General features: G+C 70.7%; 21 protein-coding genes and 1 tRNA gene. 12 read left to right on the top strand and 10 right to left on the bottom strand.

Annotated features, from left to right (window positions below):
- Nucleotides 1–38 precede the first annotated feature (38 nt).
- From AB0C38_RS00885 to AB0C38_RS00875, 3 genes are read left to right on the top strand one after another with little or no spacing between them, the layout of a single operon-like run.
- Nucleotides 39–785: a glycosyltransferase family protein gene (locus tag AB0C38_RS00885; protein ID WP_360664424.1), complete on the top strand. Its 747-nt coding sequence runs from the start codon at nucleotides 39–41 to the stop codon at nucleotides 783–785.
- Complete coding sequence (locus AB0C38_RS00880) at nucleotides 779–1,759, top strand: spore coat protein (RefSeq protein ID WP_360667405.1); 981 nt, start codon at nucleotides 779–781, stop codon at nucleotides 1,757–1,759. The genes AB0C38_RS00885 and AB0C38_RS00880 overlap by 7 nt, the downstream gene beginning before the upstream one ends.
- A gap of 3 nt (nucleotides 1,760–1,762) precedes the next feature.
- Entirely contained in the window at nucleotides 1,763–2,905 is a 1,143-nt protein-coding gene (locus AB0C38_RS00875) for an epoxide hydrolase family protein (protein ID WP_360664421.1), read from the top strand.
- 313 nt (nucleotides 2,906–3,218) lie between these two features.
- Here AB0C38_RS00875 and AB0C38_RS00870 read toward each other — a convergent pair whose 3' ends face one another.
- Complete coding sequence (locus tag AB0C38_RS00870) at nucleotides 3,219–3,785, bottom strand: bacterial proteasome activator family protein (protein WP_360664418.1); 567 nt, start codon at nucleotides 3,783–3,785, stop codon at nucleotides 3,219–3,221.
- Between the two features lie 134 nt (nucleotides 3,786–3,919).
- Between AB0C38_RS00870 and AB0C38_RS00865 the strand changes: the two genes are divergently transcribed.
- Nucleotides 3,920–5,119, top strand: coding sequence for a cysteine desulfurase-like protein (locus tag AB0C38_RS00865; protein WP_360664415.1), 1,200 nt, complete (start codon nucleotides 3,920–3,922; stop codon nucleotides 5,117–5,119).
- Here AB0C38_RS00865 and AB0C38_RS00860 read toward each other — a convergent pair.
- Nucleotides 5,116–6,093 carry an NAD(P)H-quinone oxidoreductase gene (locus AB0C38_RS00860; protein ID WP_360664413.1) on the bottom strand — a complete coding sequence of 326 codons (978 nt, stop codon included), beginning with the start codon at nucleotides 6,091–6,093 and terminating at the stop codon, nucleotides 5,116–5,118. The genes AB0C38_RS00865 and AB0C38_RS00860 overlap by 4 nt on opposite strands.
- 82 nt (nucleotides 6,094–6,175) lie before the next feature.
- Between AB0C38_RS00860 and AB0C38_RS00855 the strand changes: the two genes are divergently transcribed.
- Nucleotides 6,176–7,717 (top strand): M28 family metallopeptidase, encoded by a 1,542-nt coding sequence (locus AB0C38_RS00855; RefSeq protein ID WP_360664410.1) that lies wholly within the window; start codon nucleotides 6,176–6,178, stop codon nucleotides 7,715–7,717.
- Between the two features lie 48 nt (nucleotides 7,718–7,765).
- Here the strand turns inward: AB0C38_RS00855 and AB0C38_RS00850 are convergent, their stop codons facing one another.
- Nucleotides 7,766–8,692, bottom strand: a complete 927-nt coding sequence (locus AB0C38_RS00850; protein ID WP_360664407.1) for a neutral zinc metallopeptidase — start codon at nucleotides 8,690–8,692, stop codon at nucleotides 7,766–7,768.
- 543 nt (nucleotides 8,693–9,235) lie between these two features.
- Between AB0C38_RS00850 and AB0C38_RS00845 the strand changes: the two genes are divergently transcribed.
- A complete protein-coding gene (locus AB0C38_RS00845; RefSeq protein ID WP_360664405.1) occupies nucleotides 9,236–9,709 on the top strand; it encodes a MarR family transcriptional regulator in 474 nt (157 codons plus the stop codon).
- Nucleotides 9,710–9,745: 36 nt separating this feature from the next.
- Here AB0C38_RS00845 and AB0C38_RS00840 read toward each other — a convergent pair.
- The 3 genes from AB0C38_RS00840 to AB0C38_RS00830 form a co-directional block, all read right to left on the bottom strand.
- Nucleotides 9,746–9,832: transfer RNA gene (locus AB0C38_RS00840), tRNA-Ser, on the bottom strand.
- Nucleotides 9,833–9,906: 74 nt separating this feature from the next.
- Entirely contained in the window at nucleotides 9,907–10,749 is an 843-nt protein-coding gene (locus tag AB0C38_RS00835; protein ID WP_360664402.1) for a patatin-like phospholipase family protein, read from the bottom strand.
- 31 nt (nucleotides 10,750–10,780) lie between these two features.
- Nucleotides 10,781–11,062, bottom strand: coding sequence for a DUF2277 domain-containing protein (locus AB0C38_RS00830; RefSeq protein ID WP_360664399.1), 282 nt, complete (start codon nucleotides 11,060–11,062; stop codon nucleotides 10,781–10,783).
- Nucleotides 11,063–11,164: 102 nt separating this feature from the next.
- Between AB0C38_RS00830 and AB0C38_RS00825 the strand changes: the two genes are divergently transcribed.
- A complete protein-coding gene (locus tag AB0C38_RS00825) occupies nucleotides 11,165–12,106 on the top strand; it encodes an Ldh family oxidoreductase (protein WP_360664396.1) in 942 nt (313 codons plus the stop codon).
- A 130-nt stretch (nucleotides 12,107–12,236) separates the two neighbouring features.
- On the opposite strand, the gene AB0C38_RS00820 is transcribed toward AB0C38_RS00825, so the two are convergent.
- Both AB0C38_RS00820 and AB0C38_RS00815 read right to left on the bottom strand, forming a co-directional pair.
- On the bottom strand, nucleotides 12,237–12,461 hold the full coding sequence (locus AB0C38_RS00820; RefSeq protein WP_360664393.1) for an RNA-binding S4 domain-containing protein: 225 nt from the start codon (nucleotides 12,459–12,461) through the stop codon (nucleotides 12,237–12,239).
- A gap of 17 nt (nucleotides 12,462–12,478) precedes the next feature.
- Nucleotides 12,479–13,276: a trypsin-like serine protease gene (locus AB0C38_RS00815; protein ID WP_360664390.1), complete on the bottom strand. Its 798-nt coding sequence runs from the start codon at nucleotides 13,274–13,276 to the stop codon at nucleotides 12,479–12,481.
- A gap of 135 nt (nucleotides 13,277–13,411) precedes the next feature.
- Between AB0C38_RS00815 and AB0C38_RS00810 the strand changes: the two genes are divergently transcribed.
- Together AB0C38_RS00810 and AB0C38_RS00805 are read left to right on the top strand one after the other, a co-directional pair.
- Complete coding sequence (locus AB0C38_RS00810) at nucleotides 13,412–14,230, top strand: SDR family oxidoreductase (RefSeq protein WP_360664387.1); 819 nt, start codon at nucleotides 13,412–13,414, stop codon at nucleotides 14,228–14,230.
- A gap of 116 nt (nucleotides 14,231–14,346) precedes the next feature.
- Nucleotides 14,347–14,973, top strand: coding sequence for a hypothetical protein (locus tag AB0C38_RS00805; RefSeq protein WP_360664384.1), 627 nt, complete (start codon nucleotides 14,347–14,349; stop codon nucleotides 14,971–14,973).
- A 1-nt stretch (nucleotide 14,974) separates the two neighbouring features.
- Here AB0C38_RS00805 and AB0C38_RS00800 read toward each other — a convergent pair whose 3' ends face one another.
- Entirely contained in the window at nucleotides 14,975–15,634 is a 660-nt protein-coding gene (locus tag AB0C38_RS00800; RefSeq protein WP_360664381.1) for a response regulator, read from the bottom strand.
- A complete protein-coding gene (locus AB0C38_RS00795) occupies nucleotides 15,631–17,208 on the bottom strand; it encodes a sensor histidine kinase (RefSeq protein WP_360667402.1) in 1,578 nt (525 codons plus the stop codon). The genes AB0C38_RS00800 and AB0C38_RS00795 overlap by 4 nt, the downstream gene beginning before the upstream one ends.
- 190 nt (nucleotides 17,209–17,398) lie before the next feature.
- Between AB0C38_RS00795 and AB0C38_RS00790 the strand changes: the two genes are divergently transcribed.
- The 3 genes from AB0C38_RS00790 to AB0C38_RS00780 are packed head-to-tail and all read left to right on the top strand — an operon-like array spanning nucleotide 17,399 to nucleotide 20,139.
- On the top strand, nucleotides 17,399–18,205 hold the full coding sequence (locus AB0C38_RS00790) for an ABC transporter ATP-binding protein (RefSeq protein WP_360664378.1): 807 nt from the start codon (nucleotides 17,399–17,401) through the stop codon (nucleotides 18,203–18,205).
- Nucleotides 18,195–19,082 (top strand): ABC transporter permease, encoded by an 888-nt coding sequence (locus AB0C38_RS00785; protein WP_360664375.1) that lies wholly within the window; start codon nucleotides 18,195–18,197, stop codon nucleotides 19,080–19,082. Before AB0C38_RS00790 ends, AB0C38_RS00785 begins: the two co-directional genes overlap by 11 nt.
- Nucleotide 19,083: 1 nt before the next feature.
- Complete coding sequence (locus AB0C38_RS00780; RefSeq protein WP_360664372.1) at nucleotides 19,084–20,139, top strand: ABC transporter substrate-binding protein; 1,056 nt, start codon at nucleotides 19,084–19,086, stop codon at nucleotides 20,137–20,139.
- Nucleotides 20,140–20,143: the final 4 nt, after the last annotated feature.

Here is a 20,143-nt window from a genome sequence, read left to right as displayed (position 1 = left end):
TGACCTCCGCGTTCGGGTGACGGTGTGCGTCGGCCATCATGTCACCCATGCGTGCAGCGCCCGTGGTCAACGCCGTCATCCAGGCCCGGTCGTCGTCGACCAGGCTGCCCGGCAAGGTGCTGCGCCCGCTCGGCGGCCGCAGCGTGCTGGGCTGGGTCGTCCGGGCCGCGGCGGCCGCACCCGGCGTCGACCAGGTGGTGGTCGCGACGTCTTCGGACGCTTCGGACGACGACGTCGCGTCGGAAGCCGCCCGCTGCGGAGCCGCGGTGGTCCGCGGTCCCCTCGACGACGTGCTGGGCCGGTTCGCGGTGGCGCTGGCCGAGCACCCCGCCGACGCCGTGATCAGGCTCACCGCCGACTGCCCGCTGCTGGACCCGGCGCTGATCGGCCAGCTCGCGACGCTGTGGCGGGCCCAGCCGTCGCTGGACTACGTGAGCACGACGCTCGTCCGGACGCTGCCGCGTGGGTTCGACGCCGAGCTGGTGCGGGCCGCCGTGCTGCTCGACCAGGTCTCGACGGCCACCGGGGCGGATCGCGAGCACGTCACTTCAGGCATCTATTCGCAGCCTTCGCGCTACTCGTGCGCCGGTGTCGTGGTGAGCCCGGCGGCCGACGACCTGCGCGTGACGTTGGACACCGCGGAGGACTGGTCGCTGCTTTCGGCTGTGGTCGGCGAACTCGGCGACGGCGTCGGCGACTGGCGGGCCGTCGTCGCGCTGCTGCGGTCGCGGCCGGAGGTGGTGGCGCTGAACGCGCACGTCGAGCAGAAGAAGGTCGGATCGTGAGGCTGCTCCTGCGGGCGGACGCGTCGGCGTCGATCGGCGCCGGGCACGTCTCACGGGCGGTCGCCTACGCCGAGCGGGCCGTGGCGCGCGGCTTTTCGGTCGCGTTCTCGGGCCGGGTCGACAACGCGGAGTGGCTCGCTTCTCGCTTCGACGAGCTGGGCGTCCCGCGCGTGCCTTTCGACGCTTCCGGGTTCGACGCGGTGGTCGTCGACCACTACGGCCTCGGTGACCTGCGGAAAGAGATCAACGCGGCGGGTGCGCTGCTCGTCTCGATCGAGGACGACGTGTTCGGGCGGCGGCCCGCGGACATCGTCGTCGACTCGGGTTTCGCGCCTTCTTTTCGGCCTGACGACGGCTCGGACGTCTTGCTGCGGGGGATCGAGTACGCACCGCTTCGGGACGTCGTGCGGGATACGCGCCGGGTCCCTTCCGGGCCACCGCCGCACGTTACGGTGGCTCTGGGCGGCGGTGACCAGTGGGCCCCGACGGTCGGGTTGCTGCTTCGCGCGCTTCGCGACACGGAACTGCCGTTCGCGGCGGACGTGCTGGTGCGCGGCGAACCTTCGCGGCCCGCCTTGCGGCCGGACCAGTCGATCCGCGTCGCGGCGCCGAGCCCCGCGCTGCTGGAGCTGTTCGCGACCACGGACGTCGCGGTGAGCGCGGCCGGGGTGACGTTCGTGGAGCTGTGCTGCCTCGGCGTCCCGACGGCGGCGGTGCGGCTGGTGGACAACCAGGAACCGGGCTACCGGGCGGCTTTGGAACTTGGCCTGGCGGCGGGACTCGGCCCCGCGGAGTCCCTGTCGGAGCGGCTGCCCGCGGTGACGGCGGTTCTGCGTTCACTGTTGTCCGACTCGGCTCTTCGGCGGCGGTTGTCGGCGGCAGCGTCGTCCACAGTGGACGGACTTGGTGTCGATCGAGTGCTGGATCAGGTGGAATCGAGGACCGGAACTGTCCGCGATGCTTCGTATCGTTGAGGCATGACGATCACCCCGTTCCGCATCGACGTTCCCCCAGCCCAGCTCGACGATCTCCGCGCGCGCCTGGCGAACACCCGCTGGCCGGACCAGCCCGCCGACGCCGGCTGGCGGCTCGGGGCGCCCGTCGACTACGTGCGTGAGCTGGCCGAGTACTGGCGGACGGGCTTCGACTGGCGGGCGCAGGAGGCGCGGATCAACGCGTTCCCGCAGTTCACGACGACGATCGACGGGACGAACGTGCACTTCCTGCACGTGGTCTCCCCGGAGCCGTCCGCGACGCCGGTGCTGCTGACGCACGGCTGGCCGGGCTCGATCGTCGAGTTCCTGGACGTCATCGGCCCCCTGACGGACCCGCGCGCGTACGGCGGCGACCCTTCTACGGCTTTGACTGTGGTGGTCCCGTCGATCCCGGGCTACGGCTTCTCGGGCCCGACGCCGACGCCGGATTGGGGCCCGGAGCGGATCGCGCGAGCGTTCGCCTCACTGATGACCAGCTTGGGCTACGAGCGGTTCGGCGCCCACGGCGGCGACTGGGGCGCGATCATCTCGCGAGAGCTGGCGATCCAGTTCCCGGCGCGGCTGCTGGGGATCCACGTGACGATGCTGGCCTCGGCGGTCGCGCGGACCGCGTCGGACCTCGACGGCCTTCCGGACCAGGAGCTCGGCCGGCGTTCGCTGGAGAAGGGCCAGGCGTTCTCGGCTTCCGGAACGGGCTACGCGATCATCCAGGCGACGAAGCCGCAAACGCTTGCGTACGGTCTGCACGATTCTCCGGCGGGCCAGCTGGCGTGGATCGCGGAGAAGTTCCGCTCGTTCTCGAACAGTCCGGTGGACCTGATCGACCGCGACGATCTGCTGGCGGACGTGTCGATCTACTGGTTCACGGAGACGGCCAACTCATCGGCTCGGTTGTACGCGGCGTTGACGGGAGGCTGGGGAGCACCGCCGGCGTCGAACACGGTCCCGACGGGGGTAGCGGTCTTCCCGGACGACATCGGCCTGCCGATCCGGACACTGGCGGAGCGAACGGACAAGATCGTCCGCTGGACGGAGTTCCCTCGCGGCGGGCACTTCCCGGCGTTGGAGGAACCGGACGCGCTGATCGGCGACATCCGCGAGTTCTTCCGCGCTCTCAGGGCTTGAAGGTCAGGGTCGGGCAGCGGCCCCGCCTCTTCTTTGCAGGGCGGGGCATGTCCTGAGGGGTCGAGTTCGACCAGCGGGCCGCTGCGCTGTCATGAACGACTCTTTCACCTCACCAGACGACATGAACGAGTCGTTCATGACGTCCGGGCTGCCACCGCCGAGGCGAGGGGCCGCCACTCCTGGCCCCGCCCTTCCCTGGGGGGCGTGCCCTTGTCCAGTCTATCGCCGCACCCGGACAAAACCGCCGCGAAGCGAGTTGTCCACAGGGGTTGTCCACATCCCCTCCGGTCTGTGGACAACCCCGGGACAACCGTCAGAGGTACTGACCCGTCCCCGAGATCCCCGGCCCGTGCGGCTCATGCCCCGCACCGGCAGCCGAAGGCCCAGCAGGCAACCCCCGCCGCATCTGCTCCAACTGCACCCGCGCCGCCATCTGCTGGGCGAACAAAGCTGTCTGGATTCCGCTGAACAACCCCTCCAGCCAGCCGACCAGCTGCGCCTGCGCGATGCGCAGCTCGGCGTCCGAAGGCGTCTCGTCGTCGGTGAACGGCCGCACCAGTCGCTCCAGCTCGTCCTGGAGCTCCGGTGCCAGCGAAGCAGCCAGCTCCTTCACCGACGTCTGGTGGATTTCGCGGACCCGGGTTCGGGATGCGTCGTCCAGCGGGGCCGCGCGGACCTCCTCCAGGAGCTGCTTGATCATCGTGCCGATCCGCATCACCTTGGCCGGCTCTTCGATGAGCTCGCCCACCGCCTCGGCGTGCTCCGCGCCCTCAAGCGGCGAGCCGTCCTGCCCGACTACCACCACGTGGGGTGAAGATTCGTGGTCGGTGTCACCCGCTGTGCCCGATTCCCGGAAGTTCGGCTCGGTCATGTGCTCCATCCTGGCTCGCGTTCGCCACGCTCCGCGACACCCGCGGGGTGTCCGTCTCCGAGCGTAGCCGCTCCCGGCTTTCCCGGTGGCTCTCCACCCAACCCCGGACGCACGGCGAAACCGCACGTCCGTACGGTGTCCCCATGGCGTTCGACGTCGCTCGTATCCGTGGGCTCTTTCCCGCGCTGGGTGACGGCTGGATTCACTTCGACGGCGCCGCCGGAATGCTGGTCCCGGAACAGGTCGCTTCGGCCGTTTCCACGGCGATGCGCGCCCCGGTGTCGGGGCCGGGTGGAGCGTTTCCGGCCTCACAACGCGCGGAAAGCATCGTGACCGCGGCCCGCCGGGCCGTGGCCGACCTGGTCGGGGCCGACCCGGCCGCCGTCGTGCTCGGGCCGAGCTCGCCGGTGATGCTGCGCCGCCTCTGCGACGCGCTCGCCGAGCGCTGGACCATCGGCGACGAAGTCGTCGTGTCGAGGCTCGACGAACAGGCCAACCTCGCGCCGTGGCAGCGTGCCGCGAAGCGCGTCGGCGCCGTCGTGCGCTGGGGCGAAATCGACATCGAGACGTGCGAACTGCCCGCGTGGCAGTACGAGCAGCTCGTGTCGGCGCGCACGAAAGCCGTCGCGGTCACGCTCGCGTCCGGCTCGGTCGGCACCCGGCCGGACGTCCCGACGATCATCGAGTTCGCCAAGCGGGTCGGCGCGCTCGTCGTCGTCGACGCCACCTACGCCGCGCCGTTCCTGCCGCTGGACATCAACGCTCTCGGCGCCGACGTCATGGTCGTGTCCGCCCAGGCCTGGGGCGGGCCTTCGGTGGGCGCGCTCGTGTTCCGCGACCCCGAGCTGATCGAACGCATCGCGTCCGTCTCGCTCGACCCGGCCGCGCGCGGCGCCGCCCGCCTCGAGCTCGGCCCGCACGCCTACCCGCTGCTGGCCGGGCTGATCGCGTCCATCGACTACCTCGCCGGGCTCGACGACGCCGCGTCCGGTTCGCGCCGCGAGCGCCTCGTCACCTCGCTCGGCTCGGCGAAGTCGTACCACGCCGGGCTGCTCGCGCAGCTGTCGACGGAACTGCTGTCGTTGCGCCACATCATGGTCATCGGCAACGCCATGCGCCGCATTCCCGCGCTCGCCTTCGCCGTCGCCGGCAAGAAGTCGCCCGAGGTCGCCGAATACCTGGCTTCGCAGGGGTTGTGCGCCTTCGCCGATGACGGCGCGGCAGGCGTCTTCGCATCACTCGGCGTCGGAGAAGTGGGCGGCGCCGTGCGGATCGGGCTCGCCCACTACTCCAACGTCTTCGAAATCAATCAGCTCGTGCGGGTCCTCGAAGAACTGCGTTAAGACTTCGCCGCCAGCAGGATCTTCCCGAACACGCTGCCCTCTTCGAGCGCGCGGTGCGCGGACGCGGCTTCGGCCATCGGCACGACCTGGCCGATGATCGGCTTGACCAGACCCTCGGAAACCAGCGGCCACAGCCGTTCGCGGACGTCGGCGACGATCGCCGCCTTCTGGTCCAGGGGCCGGAAGCGCAGGCCCGCCGCGAACACCGAAGCCCGCTTGCCGAGCAGCGCGCCGACGTTCAGCTCGCCCTTCACCCCGCCCTGCATGCCGATGATCACCAGCCGGCCGTCCTGCCGCAGGGCGTCGACGTTGCGGCCGAGGTAGGACGCGCCCATGTTGTCGAGGATGACGTCCGCGCCGCCGGTCTCCTTCTTGAGGACCTCGACGAAGTCCTCTTCTTTGTAGTTGATCGCGAGGTCGGCGCCGAGCTGGCGGCAGCGGTCGAGCCGCTCGGCCGAACCGGCGGTCACGACGACGGTCGCGCCGAGCGCCTTGCCGACCTGGATCGCGTGCGTGCCGATGCCGCCGGCGCCGCCGTGGACCAGCAGCACGTCGTCCTCGGCGAGCTTCGCGTGCATCACGACGTTCGCCCACACCGTGCACGCCACCTCGGGCAGGCCGGCCGCGGTGATCAGGTCGATCTCGCCGGGCACCGGCAGCAGCTGCCCGGCCGGGACGACGGCCTTCTCCGCGTAGCCGCCGCCGGCGAGCAGCGCGCAGACCTCGTCGCCGATTGCCCAGCCTTCGACTCCTTCGCCGAGTTCGGCGATCGTGCCCGAGCACTCCAAGCCGATCGTTTCGCTGGCCCCGGGCGGCGGCGGGTAGTGGCCCTGGCGCTGCAGGAGGTCCGCCCGGTTCACCGCGCTGGCCGCGACGTCCAGCAGCACTTCGCCGGGGCCGGGACGCGGTTCCGCGACCTCCGACCACTCGAGAACGTCCGGGTCACCTGGTTCACGGATGGTGATCGCGTACATGTGTCGACTGTATACCGGCTAACGAAGTTCCCGCCGAATGACGCATTGACGTACTACTCATTCGGAACAAAGGTGAGCAACCATGTCACTCTTCAGAAAGAGATTCCTCCCGCCGATGGCCCTGGCCGCCGGCGCGACGCTGGTGCTCGGCCTCACCCCGGCCGCCGCCGCGAGCACGGTCCCCGACGGTCCTGCCCTGGCGAAGCAGCTCGTCAAGAAGGTCGACCTCAACGGCGTCAACCGGCACCTGATCGCCCTGCAGCGCATCGCCGACACCAACGGCGGCACGCGGGCGGCGAGCACCGAGGGCCACAAGAAGTCCGCCGAGTACATCGCGACCAAGCTCGAGGCGGCCGGCTTCCAGGTGACGCGCCAGGAGTTCCCGTTCACCTACGCGGAAACCCTGGCCGAGAAGCTGACCGCGGGCGGCCAGGACGTCCCGGTCATCGCGATGGAGTACACCGTCTCGACGCCGGTCGGCGGCATCACCGCGCCGCTGTCGGTGGCCGCGGTCGACGAGACCAGTGGCTGCGAGGCCACCGACTACCCCGCCGACGTCGCCGGCAAGATCGCGCTGATCAAGCGCGGTGGCTGCTCGTTCGCGCAGAAGCAGGCGACCGCCGCGGCCGCGGGCGCGATCGGCGCGGTCGTCTACAACAACACCGACGGCGACCTGAACGGGACCTTGGGGGACCCGGCCGACGCGAAGATCCCGACCGGCGGCGTCACGGCGGCGGCCGGGGCGCAGCTCGCCACCCTCGGCGGCCAGCCGGTGACCCTGGAGCTGCGCACCTTCCAGGAGGCGCGGACCAGCTACAACGTCATCGCCGAGACCAAGACCGGGCGCAAGGACAACGTCGTGATGCTGGGGGCGCACCTCGACAGCGTCCCGGCCGGCCCCGGCATCAACGACAACGGCACCGGCTCGGCGGCCCTGCTCGAGACGGCGCTGCAGCTGGGGAGCAGCCCGAAGGCCAACAACGGCGTCCGCTTCGGCTTCTGGAGCGCGGAGGAGTCCGGCCTGATCGGCTCCACCTACTACGTCGACTCGCTGACCTTCGAGCAGCAGCTCGACATCGCGCTGTACCTGAACTTCGACATGATCGGCTCGCCGAACGCCGGGTACTTCGCCTACGACGGTGACGACTCCGACGGTGTCGGCGCGGGCCCCGGCCCGTACGGCTCGGCGCAGATCGAGAAGACCTTCGTCGACTACCTGCAGGCCGCGCGCGGGGTGTCCCTCGAGGGCACCGACTTCACCGGGCGTTCGGACTACGGCGAGTTCATCGCCGTCGGCATCCCGGCCGGCGGTCTCGACACCGGCGCCGAGGTCCTGAAGACCCCGGCGCAGGCGGCGAAGTGGGGCGGCACGGCCGGCATCGCGTTCGACCCGTGCTACCACCAGGCCTGCGACAACCTGGGCAACATCGACCGGGTCGCGCTGGACCGCAACGCGGACGGCATCGCCTGGGCCCTCGGCGTCTACGCGACGAGCACCGAGAGCGTCAACGGCGTGAAGCTGGGCAAGAGCAAGACGGCCAAGCAGAAGGCCGCCGACCGCGGCGCGCAGCGGAACTTCTCCGCGCACGCCGTCGCCGGTGACCCGCACGCGCTCACTTCCTGAGCACAGGCAGAAGGGGCCGTCCCGGCTGGGACGGCCCCTTCGTCGTGACTAGCCGAGGTTGCTGGTGCCGAAGGTGTCGCAGCGGGCCGGGTCGCCGGTCTGGAAGCCGGTGGTGAACCACTTCTTGCGCTGCGCGGACGTGCCGTGGGTGAACTGCGAGCTGTTCACCTGGCCGCCGCCGAGCTTGGTCTGGATGTAGTCGTCGCCGATGCGGGACGCGGTGTCCAGCGCGGAGGCGATGTCGTCCTGGGTGACGTCGGTGATCAGCGGCTTGCCGCTCTCGGTCGGCGTCGTCGACGCGTGGTTGGCCCAGACGCCGGCGTAGCAGTCGGCCTGCAGCTCCAGGCGCACCGAACCCGACGTCGGGCCGCTGCCGGAGCCCTTCTTCGACGTGCCGAGCAGGTTCTGCACGTGGTGGCCGTACTCGTGGGCGAGCACGTACGCCTCGGTGAAGAGGCCGCCCTGCGCGCCGAAGCGGGTCTTCAGCTCGTCGAAGAAGGAGAGGTCGATGTAGACCTCGGAGTCGGCCGGGCAGTAGAACGGCCCGGTGTCGGAGGTGGCGCTGCCGCAGCCGGTGCGGACGCCGCCGTTGAAGAAGTTCGTCGGCGCCTTCCGGTAGGTCGAACCGGAGCGCGCGAACTGCTGCGTCCAGTAGTCCTGGACGGAGTTGACGACCGCGACGATGGCGCAGTCGTGGTTCTTGTTGGCGTCCGCGCCGGTCTTGCACTCGCTGGAGAGCTTCGAGTTGTCGACCTGCTGACCGGAGCCGACGCTGCCGAGCCCGCCGCTCAGGCCGCTGCCGCCGGTGCTCACCCCGCCGAGCTGGGAGAGCACGAAGTAGATGATCAGCCCGACGACGCCGAGTCCGCCACCGCCGAGCGCCACGCGGCCGCCGATCCCGCCGCCGCCTCCACCGCTTCCGCGCAGGTCCTGGACTTCTGAGGCGTCCAGGCCGGCGTCGTCGTCGAATCTCACCCGCGAATCGTACTGTGCTGTTCGTGGTCAAGCCGACTACACGGAACGAGCCTGGGTGCGGCCGTCGCGCTGGCGGCCACACCCAGGCTCTGTACCGAGGTTGTGTCTTGGTCGAGCGGTTGGCCGCGACTGGGGGCCGGCGTTCAGGCGCTGTCGTCACGACTGCCGAGGTCGTGACCCGATACAGGCCCGATCGACGCCGTATGCGTGAACGCATGGAAGCCCGCGCGGGTGCTGTTCACAATCGCGTCCGGCCCGTTCATGTGCCGTTCCGGTCGCGGGGACGCAGCAGGCGGTCAACCGCGAGGATCACCCGTCACGCAACCACCTGACCTCTCCTGGCGGGGAGCCGGGCCGGCACGTCGCCGTCGTCGAGCCGCATACCCTGGCCGACCATCCGCCGACAAGAAGAATGCGCCTTTTTCCGCCGAGTCTCAACCTTTTCGTAACCCCACCTTCGGGCGATGTTGCGACGGCATTTTTACCGGCACGCAGTTCGGACTCGGACCGCGCGGTCCCTTGATCAGCGTTCTAGGCTGCCTTATGACCGAGGAGCGGCCTGTGCGTTGGTTGAACGAAGCCGAGATGGCGGCGTGGCGCTCCTACATCGTGGCGACCCTGAAACTGCGGCAGGTGCTGCACCGGGAGCTGGCGGTGCGGCACGACGTGTCCCTGACCGACTACGAGGTGCTCGTCTGCCTCGAGATGCAGGCCGGCCACCGGATGCGGATGTCCGAGCTGGCCGTGCTGATGGGCTCGACGAAGAGCAGGCTGTCGCACCAGGTCGGCCGGCTCGAAGACGCGGGGGTGGTCCGGCGGGTCCGTGACCCCGAGGACAAGCGCGGGGTCATCACGGAGCTGACCGACGAGGGCCTGGCTCTGCTCGCGAAGGCCGCGCCCACCCACCTGGAAGGGGTGCGCGAGCACCTCATCGACCTGCTGAGCCCCGAGGAGCAGGCGACGATCGCCGCGGCGTTCGACCGGGTGCTGGGTCACCTGTCCGAGGTGGACGGCTGAACCCGGGCGCGGCTACTCCGCGCCCGGGGCCTGGAGCGGTAGCGGTGGGATTCGAACCCACGGAGAGGTTGCCCCCTCGCATGTTTTCAAGACATGTTCCTTCGGCCGCTCGGACACGCTACCTCGCCCCACGAGGGTAGCCGACGGAGTCCGGGGGCCCGGGATGTGCTCCGGGGCATGGGGTTGGTGCACCGGGCCTACTTCCAGGTGAGCGTGAGCGCCGCGCCCTGCGCGCGCCCCGCCTCCGCGGCCGGGGTGCGGGTCGCCGGGTCCAGCGGGTTCTGGCCGATCGCCGCGACCGACGCCTCGTCCGGGGTGACCAATGCGACCTCTGCGCCCGCCGCGCGCAGGTCGTCCAGCACCGTGAGCAGCGGCTTCTCCATCGGGAACGGGGAATCCGCCGTTCCCAGCGGCGACACCACCGTGACGCGGGTGCACCCCGTCGCGTAGTCGGCGTTGTCGGCCGAGCGGACGCCGCCGTCCACGTACCGGCGGCCGCCGATCGTCACCGCCGGCCAGATGCCCGGGACCGCGCAGCTCGCCGCCACCGCGTCGACCAGGGACACCCCGGACGCGCGGTCGAAACGGCGAGGCTCGCCCGTCTCCGCGTCGACCGCCACGATCACCAGGCGCTGCTCCGGCCACTCGTGCACCGGCAACCGCTCCGCGACCACCGCCCGCCGGTCCGCTTCGGGGACGGTCTCGGCCGTCAGCGCCAGCCGGCCCACCGCGCGGCGGACCTCGGCCGGTGTCGCCGAGCCGGTGACCGCGCCGCCGAACTCCGCCGCGAACTTCTCCAAGTCGAGCTCCACCGGGATCTCCCGGGTCTGCCGCGCCGGCTCGGCCTGGCGCGCGAACAGCTCGTCGATTGAAACCCCGCTCGTGACCTGCGCCGCGACCACCGACCCCGCCGAGGTCCCGACGAGCAGGTCCGCGCCCGTCAGGTCTTGGCCGTGGCCGGCCAGCCCGGTCAGCAACCCCGTCGTCCACGCGACCCCGGCGACCCCGCCGCCGCCCAGCACCAAAGCCTGTCCGCTCATGCGGCCAGCCTAGCGAGGGGGTCCGACAGTTTCAGGGACGCTTCAACGCCTGGGCGGCCATCCGTGCCCGCACCTCGGGACGGCGCAACGGCGGGATCGTCGCCGGCGGCTGGCGGCGCTCGGGCAGCTGCTCCAGCAGCCGCGTGGTGATTTCGGTGATCTCGGCGACCGCCGCTTCGAACGGTTCGCGCGTGGCGTCCGACAGCGACTGCACGCCGGTCACCTTGCGCACGTACTGGCGGGCCGCGGCCTCGATCTCCTCGCCGGTCGCGGACGGCTGCAGTCCCCGGAGGGTGGTGATGTTTCGGCACATGCAGCCCAGGGTACGACTCTTCGGACGCCTCGATCACACGGTCGGGTAGGCCCGGCCCCACGTCGTTGACGCCGGATCCCGCCGTTGGGCAGTGTCGGGGAAGTGCCTCTCAGACCGCGTCCCTTCCGCTCCGCCCGCCCCGAACCCGTGATCGCCGAAGAAGAACCCCGCGAAACCCCGATCCCGGAACAGGCCTGGCCGCGCGTGCGGGCCGACGAGCTGGTCACCCTCGTGGCACACGTCTTCGCCGCCCACGGCTTCCCCGAAGCACGCGCCCGCATCGCGGCGGAAGCCCTCTGCCACGGCGACCTGACCGGTTCGCCGGACACCGGCGTCGCCGACCTGACCCGGGTCCACCTGCCGATGCTGAAGACCGGGCACGTCGTGCCGCACGCCGAGCCGCTGATGATCGCCGACCGCGGGGCCGCCGCGCTGCTCGACTACCGCCGCGCGCCCGGGTTGTGGGCGGTCGGCGACGCGATGGACCGGGCGGTGGCGCGGGCCGGCCGCTTCGGCGTCGGGCTCGTCTCGCTGCGCGGCGTCGGGCCGTTCGGCCGGGCCGGGCACCACGCCGCGCGGGCCCTGCCGCACGCGATGATCGGGCTGGTGCTCGCCGCGGGCGGCGAACCCGGCCAGCCGATGAACCCGCTCGGCATGGCCGCGCCCGGGGGCGCGTACCCCGAGTTCATCTTCGACATGGACCGCTCCGGCTCGGAAGGCGCCGGGCTGACGCTGCTGGTCGAGGTCCTCGCCGGGGTGCTCTCCGGCGTGGCCGACCACGAGCACGACACGGGCCTGCTGGTGCTGGCGATCGCGCCGACGACGCTGCGCAGCGCCGACGGCTTCTACCGCGCGGCGAGCGCCCTCTTCGGCAGCATGCTCGGCTGGGACGGCGGTGCGCCGATCCGCTACCCCGGCTGGCGCGAGGCCCAGCACCTGGAGCAGTGCCGGGCGCTGGGGGTGCCCCTGTCCGGCCCGGTCCGCCGCGAGCTGGACGCACTGGCCGCGTCGATCGGCCTGCCCCCGCTGACCAGCGTGGGTTAGCCCGGCCCAAGCGCCCCAATGTGGCCTTCGGTGCGTGAGACGCAACCAAGGCGGCCTTCGGTGCGTGAGACGCAACCAAGGCGGCCTTCGGTGCGTCAGACGCAACCAAGGCCGCCTTGGGGCGCTCGGGTCAGTGCACCAGGATGACCTTGCCGCGGTTCGCGCCGACGGCCACGACGTCCCCGTTGGTCAGCTGGCGGCCGCGGCGGGTCTCGACCTCGCCGTTGACGGTGACCTCCTCCGCGTCGATCAGGTCCTTCGCGTGGGAGCCGTCTTCGGCGAGGCCGGCCAGCTTGAGGAACTGGCCGAGCCGGATCGGCTCGCCGGTGATCGGTACGTCGACGGGGTCGCTCATACCCCGCATCATGCCGCTCAGGTGCGGGCGGTCGTCTGCCGGTACAGCGCCTGGACGTCCGTGTCGAAGTAGCTCGAGTACGACGTGTCCGGGTCGTCGCCGCCGTACTCGAAGCCGCCGATGACGCCGATGACCGTGCCCAGCCTCGTCCGGGGGTCCGTGCCGATCACCCACGGGCCGCCGCTGGTGCCCGTCGGGAAACCCGCGCAGTCCACCTTGAGCTGGTAGGTGTCCTGCCGGCTCGTCGTGTTCCGGCAGACCGCCGGGACCTCGGAGTCGTCCGGGTAGCCGGTGAGCGTGATGGCCTGCTCGAACTCGGTGCCCGTCGCGAGGGCGTTCGCGCCGACCAGGGTCTCCAGGGGCTTCGTGGCCCCCGCCTGGTGCGCGGTGGCGAAGCCGACGTCGAGGTCCGGGTCCGACGACGCGCTCCAGCCGGGCGCGACGAGCTCGTCCGACACCGTCCAGTAGCCGAACGGCGCGACGCCGTCGTGGTAGCCGGGCGCGAACGTGACGCCGGTGAGGTAGCCGCCGCCTTCGCCGTCGTGGATGCAGTGGGCCGCGGTCAGCAGCACGTCACCCGGCCGGCTGTGCACGACGCTGGCGGTGCAGTAGTGCGACCCGTCGAGGAACAGCGCCCCGACCGCGGGACTGGACTCCGCGGGCAGGTCCGGCGTCGACACCGGCACGGCCTCGACGGTGTCCGGAGGGGACGCGCTCGCGGACCGCGGCTGCCGGGCCGCGAAGACGACGAAAGCCGCGCCGAGCAGCAGGACCGCGGCCAGGGTGAGCAGGACGGCGGGCCGCCGCACGCGCATCGCCTCCTCGTCGTCCTCGCCCCCGGTCTGTCGTCCCCATCACCTTAAGGTGCCGCACCGACACGATCGGCACACCCACAGCAAGCTCACAGCCGCTAATATCCGTAACTCGTGGGTAACACCTAAGGAGCGCCGATGAAGCAGTTCGCGGACAAGGTCGTGGTGGTCACCGGGGCGGGCTCGGGGATCGGGCGGGCGCTGTCGCTCGAGTTCGCCCGGCGCGGGGCGCGGGTCGCCCTCTCCGACGTCAACGCCGCGAACGCGGAGGAGACCGCGAAGCTGGCCGGCGACAACGCCCGCGCGTACGTCCTCGACGTCGCCGACCGCGCCGCCGTGCTCGCCCATGCCGACGAGGTCGCCGACGAGTTCGGCCGCGTCAACGTCATCGTGAACAACGCCGGGGTGGCGCTCGGCGCGACCGTCGAGGAGATGACGTTCGAGGACTACGACTGGCTGATGGGCGTCAACCTCGGCGGAGTCGTGAACGGCACGAAGGCCTTCCTGCCGCACCTGATCGCGTCCGGCGACGGGCACGTCGTGAACATTTCCAGCGTCTTCGGTTTCGTCGGCGTGCCGACGCAGAGCGCGTACAACGCGGCGAAGTTCGCGGTCCGCGGATTCACCGAAGCCCTGCGCGAAGAAATGCTGATCGTGCGGCACCCGGTCGCGGTGAGCTGCGTGCACCCCGGCGGGATCAAGACCAACATCGTGCGCAACTCCCGCAGCGCCGCCGACGACCAGGAGAAGGCCGCGCAGGGCTTCGAACGGATCGCCCGCACCACACCGGAGAAGGCGGCACAGACGATCCTGCGCGGGATCGAGCGGAAGTCGGCGCGGATCCTCATCGGACCGGACGCCTACGTCATCGACGCCATCCCGCGCGTGCTCGGCTCGGCCTACCAGCGGCCGCTCGCGATCCTCGCGCGGATGGGCCTCAAGCAAATGGAAAGGTGAATTTCCGGTTGCGCCACAAGGGGGATCCTTCACTCAATGGAGTTGCGTTTCTGACAGGGCCGTCCGAAATGGTCCAGAATGCGTGAGGTCCACGAGCCCCGTACCGGAGGTCCCTGATGCTTCGCACCGCACAGCGCAGTGCGACCCGTCCGTCCGGCGACACCGCGGTGGAGCTGCTGGATCGCACCGGCATCATCGCGGCGAGCCTGCCGAAGCGCCGTCGCACCGACGACGACCTGCCCGAGCTCGAGCCGATCTACACCCGGCCGCCGGTGTGCGACCAGGACCTGCGGCCGAAGTCGGTGGTGATCCGGCGGCGCGCCCGCACGTGGCTCGGCAGTGGCGCCGCGGTGCTGCTCGTCGCCGTCGGGTGGCTGGGCGGCGGCATGCTCTCCGGCGGCCTGTTCGGCTCCGCGCCGGACGACGTCGCGCAGCCGGACTCGCGCCCGGCCGTCGCCGAGGCGCCGGCGCCCCCGCCGCAGGCCCCGCAGGCGCCGGCGGTCACGCCGCCGCCGACCACCGTGTACGTGGCGGTGCCCGCGAAACCGGCTCCGAAGAACATCCAGGCGCAGGCGAAACCGCAGCCCAAGAAGAAGCCGGCCGAGGACGACGAGGCGCGCGTCGACCTGCCGCCGTCGCCGACGTCGTCGGCGCCTGACCCGGTCCGGTCCTGGATGGACGCGGCCGAAAGCATGATGCAGCAGTACCAGTACCGCGCGGAGACGCCGACCACCCGCCGCTGACTCAGGCGCCGGACCAGCGGTACTCGTGCTCCGGGCGCCCGGTGGCGCCGTAGCGCAGGCGCATCTGGACGGTCCCCGACTCGGCCAGCGCCGTGAGGTACCGCTGCGCCGTCGCCCGCGCCATGCCCAGCTCGCCGGCGACCTCCGCGGCCGACAGCGGACGGCCCGCCCGGCGCAGCTGCTCCGAAACGAGCCGGGACGTCGCTGTCGACTGGCCCTTCGGCGCGGACGTGCGGTCCTGGTCGTGCAGCACCCGGTACGCGCGGTCGACGTCGTCCTGGCCCAGGGCGCGGCCTTCGGTGAGCAGGCCGCGGAAGCGCGCGTACGACGTCAGGCGTTCCGCGAGCTGGCGCGTGGTGAACGGCTTGATCAGGTAGTTCAGCGCACCGGCCCGGATCGCGGCCGCCACGGACGCGCTGTCGGTCGCCGCGGACAGCACGATCGTGTCGGTCTGCAGCTCCGGGAGCACCGCGAGGCCGGACTCGTCGGGCAGGTAGACGTCGAGCAGGACCAGGTCCGGCGCGAGCTCCCGGACGCGGGCGCGGGCCTCCGCCGCGGTGTGGGCGGTGCCGACCACCGCGAAGCCGTCGACCTCCTCGACGAACCCGGCGTGCACCCCGGCGACGCGGAAGTCGTCGTCGACGATGAGCGTGCGGATCATCGGTCCTCCGTCAGCATTCCGGGCAGTTTCGCGACGAACAGGGCACCCGTCTCACCGTCGCCCGGGCCGGCCAGCCAGACGTCGCCGCCGCGGGCGCGGGCCGCCTGCCGGGCGAGCGCCAGCCCGAGGCCGTGGCCGGGCGCGATCTTCGTCGAGACGCCTTCGTCGAACAACGTCCGCTGCAGCTCGCCGGGCACGCCGGGCCCACTGTCCACAACGGACAAATGGAGTGTGCCGCCCTCGGCGAGCAGGCTGATCTCGACGGTCGCCGGCCGCCGCGGGCCCATCCGGGCGGCGTGCAGCGCGTTGTCGACGAGGTTGCCGATCACGGTGTTCGCGGCGATCGGGTCGGTCACGGTCGTGGGCACCCAGGTGTCGTCGGCGAGCTTGAGCGTGAGGCCCTTTTCCTGCGCCTGCTCGGTTTTCGCGACCAGCAGCGCCTGCAGGTACGGGTCGGCGACGGCGTCGCCCAGCTCGCTCGGCCGCGCCGACGTCGAATCCGTCAGCGTCTGCAGGTATTCGACGGCTTCGGTGTGGTGGCCGAGCTGGAGCAGCCCGTAGAGCGTGTGCAGCCGGTTCGCGAACTCGTGCCGCTGGGCGCGCAGGCCGTCGGACAGCACGCGGATGCCGTCGAGCTCGCGGGTGAGCGTGTCGAGGTCGGTGCGGTCGCGGAAGGTCAGCACGGTGCCGATCGGCCGTTCGTCCAGGTGCACCGCCCGCGAGTTGATGACGAGCACCCGGTTCCCGGCCACCGCGAGGAGGTTGTCGACCGGCAGTCCTTCGGCGACGGCCTTGTGCAGCCGAGGGGAAAGTTCCAGCTCGGCCATCGCCGCGCCGATCGGGAGCTCGGTGCCGAGCAGGCGTTCGGCTTCGCCGTTGCGCACCGAGACGCGGTTCGTTTCGTCGACCGCCAGGACGCCCTCGCCGATCCCGTGCAGCACGGCTTCGCGTTCGTAGAGCAGCTCGGTGAGTTCGTGCGGTTCGAGGCCGTGCGTCACGCGTCGCAGCCGCCGGTTCAGCAGCGCCGACGCGCCCGCGCCGAGCAGCAGCGCGCCGCCAGCGAACAGCAGGGTGATCGCCAAGAGCCGGTTGAAGTCGCCGGTCGGGTCGCCGACTTCGAAGCCGACGCTGACTTCGCCGACCACGCGTTGCCCCTGCCAGATCGGGGTCTTGCTGCGCACGGACAGGCCGAGGGTGCCGCTCTGCACCGCGCTGATCTCGTCCTCCCCGGCGAGGGCTCGGTCCGCCGGGGTGCTGACCGGCTTGCCGATCTCGGACAGCGTCGGGTGGGCGAGCCGGATGCCCTTGTCGTCGGTGATCACGACGAAGAGCGCTTCGTTGACCTTCGTGACGGCGAGGACACGCTCTTCGAGCGGGCCGCCGGGAAGCTTCGCGGCCGCGTTCGCGACGACGACCGGGTCCGCGGCGACGGATTTGGCGATGGCGAGCGCGCGGCGCCCGTACTGGTCGGTGAGCGTGCGTGACAGCAGGACGCTGACCAGCGCCACCCCGAGCCCGACGACCAGGGCGACCACGCCGATCTGCAGCAGCAGCACCTGCCTGCTGAACCGCATCCGCGGGAAGAGCGCCCACTTTGGCATGGCTGGGAACATACCCCCAGGTCAAGCCCGTGCGCTAAACGAGCAAAACATGCATAACGCGCAGCTCGCACGCAGAACGTCGACAAGCTTCACCTGGCCGCCACGCCTGCTTAACGTGCCTTCCAGCGTGATCCCCACCACGTGACGAAGGAGTCACCTCCCCATGGTTCCCCCACTGATCGAACTCACCGGAGCCACCAAACGGTTCCCGAGCGGGTCCGGTTCCGTGCACACGGCCGTCCGCGACCTGACCATGACCGTCCAGCCCGGCGAGTTCGTCGCCGTCGTCGGCCCCACCGGCTGCGGCAAGTCGACGACGCTCTCGCTGGTCTCGGGGCTGCAGCCGCCGTCCGCCGGGCGGGTGCAGGTGAACGGCGAAGACGTGAAGTCCATCCCCGACGGCGTCGGGTACATGTTCCAGACCGACGCCGTGATGCCGTGGCGCTCGGTGCTGGAGAACGTCGCCTCCGGCCCGCGCTTCCGCGGGGTGCCGAAGGCCGAGGCCCGGGCGCAGGCCGTCGACTGGATCGGCCGCGTCGGGCTCGCCGGGTTCGAGAAGTACTACCCGCACCAGCTCTCCGGCGGCATGCGCAAGCGCGTCGCGCTGGCCCAGACGCTGGTCACCAAGCCGAAGATCATGCTGATGGACGAGCCGTTCTCGGCGCTGGACGTGCAGACCCGCGCGCTCATGCAGGATGAGCTGCTGCGGCTGTGGTCGGGGACCGGAGCCGCGGTGATCTTCGTGACGCACGACCTCGACGAGGCGATCGCGCTGTCCGACAAGGTCGTCGTGCTGACGTCGTCGCCGGCCACGGTGAAGGACATCTTCGAGATTCCCCTGGAGCGGCCGCGGAAGGTCGAGGAGCTTCGGCTCACCGAGGAGTTCCGCAAGCTCTACGCCGACATCTGGGAATCGTTGCGCAGCGAGGTCGACAAGGCCCGCGAGAAGGGAGCCACCAATGTCGCTTGAGACTCCGGCGGCGCCGTCCGCTCCCTTGCCGGTCCTGGAGACCGAGCAGGACATCCTGGCCCGCGCGAAGCAGGCGTCTTCACGGCGCAAGCGCAACATCTGGCTGCTGCGCCTGGCGATCGTCGTCGTCTGGCTCGGTAGCTGGGAGCTGACCGCGACGTACTGGATCGACCCGTTCTTCTACTCGAAGCCGTCGAAGATCTGGGAGCGGCTGGTCGAGTGGTTCAGCGCCGGCACCGACTTCGGCTCGATCTGGTACCAGATCGTGGTGACCGTCGAGGAGGCCGCGATCGGTTTCGTCATCGGCGCCATCGCCGGTGTCGTGTTCGGCGTGATCCTCGGCCGCAGCTCCTACCTGGCCCAGGTGCTGGCGCCGTTCATCAAGGCCGCCAACGCGTTGCCGCGCATCGTGCTCGCCGCGCTGTTCGTCATCTGGTTCGGGCTCGGGCTGTCGTCGAAGGTCGCGACCGTCGTCGTGCTCGTGTTCTTCGCGGTGTTCTTCAACGCCTTCACCGGGGCCCGCGAGGTGGACCGGAACCTGATCGACAACGCCCGCATCCTCGGCGCGACGCGCGGCCAGGTGCTCAAGTCGATCGTGCTGCCGAGTGCGACGTCGTGGATCCTGTCGTCGCTGCACGTCGCCTTCGGGTTCGCGCTGATCGGCGCGGTCGTCGGTGAGTACACCGGCGCGAAGGCCGGGATGGGCTTCCTGATCGCCAACGCGCAGGGCACGTTCGACACGGCCGGGGTGTACGCCGGGATGCTGATTATCACCGTCGTGGCGCTGCTCGCGGAGTGGGGCATCAGTTCGCTCGAGGGCAGGCTGCTGCGGTGGCGCCCGCCGTCCGCCGCCGACGCCGCGCACGGAGTGGTCTGACATGCGTCTGAAGAGGACAGTCGGCGTGGTGGCCGCGCTCGCGGTCGCCATGGCCGGGGTCACGGCGTGCCGCGACTCGCGGGAGATCGCCATCGGGGACACCGGCCGGCCGCACATCAAGATCATGATCGGTGGCATCTCGAAGGTCATCTACCTGCCGGGCCAGCTGGCGCAGCAGATCGGCGCCTACGAACGGCAGGGGCTGGACATCGAGCTGTTCGACCAGCCGTCGGGTGCCAACGCGGAGACGTCGCTGCTGGCCGGCGAGGTGCAGGGGGTCGTCGGGTTCTACGACCACACGATCGACCTGCAGGCCAAGGAACAGTGCATCCAGAGCGTGGTGCAGTTCGCGAACGTGCCGGGCGAGGCCGAGATGGTCGCCACCGGCAAGGCCGGGGAGATCCGCTCCGGCGCGGACTTCAAGGGCCGCAACCTCGGCGTCACGTCGCTGGGCTCGTCGACGGACTTCCTGACGAAGGCGCTCGCCTCGCGTGGCGGCGTCAGCTCGAAGGACTACACGCCGGTCAAGGTCGGCGCCGGGCAGACGTTCATCTCGGCGCTGAACCAGGGTTCGATCGACGCCGGGATGACCACCGACCCGACGATCGCGCAGCTGACGAACACCGGCCAGGCGAAGGTGCTCTACGACATGCGTACGGTCGAGGGCACGAAGGCCGCTTTGGGTGGTTTGTACCCGGCCAGTTCGCTGTACATGGGCTGCGAAATCGTGAAGCGGTATCCGGACATCGTGCAGAAACTGGCCAACGCGTACGTCGAAAGCCTGAAGTGGATTTCGACGCACACACCGGAACAGGTCGCCGACATCATGCCGCCGTCGTTCGCCGGCGGGGACAAGGCGCTGTACGTGAAGTCGCTGAAGGACAGCCTGCCGATGTTCACCAAGGACGGCCGGATGGACCCGGCGGGTGCGCAGAACGTGCTGAAGGTGCTGGGCGAGTCGTCCAGCAACGTCAAGCCGAAGAAGGACAAGATCGACCTGTCGCAGACGTACACGACGAAGTTCGTGGACGTGGCGCGGGCGCAGTCCCAGCAGTAGGAGC

The sequence above is a fragment of the Amycolatopsis sp. NPDC048633 genome (assembly GCF_040650695.1).
GTDB lineage: Bacteria > Actinomycetota > Actinomycetes > Mycobacteriales > Pseudonocardiaceae > Amycolatopsis.
Note: the sequence above shows the minus strand (reverse complement) of the source record. Positions and strands in the feature narration are given on the sequence as shown.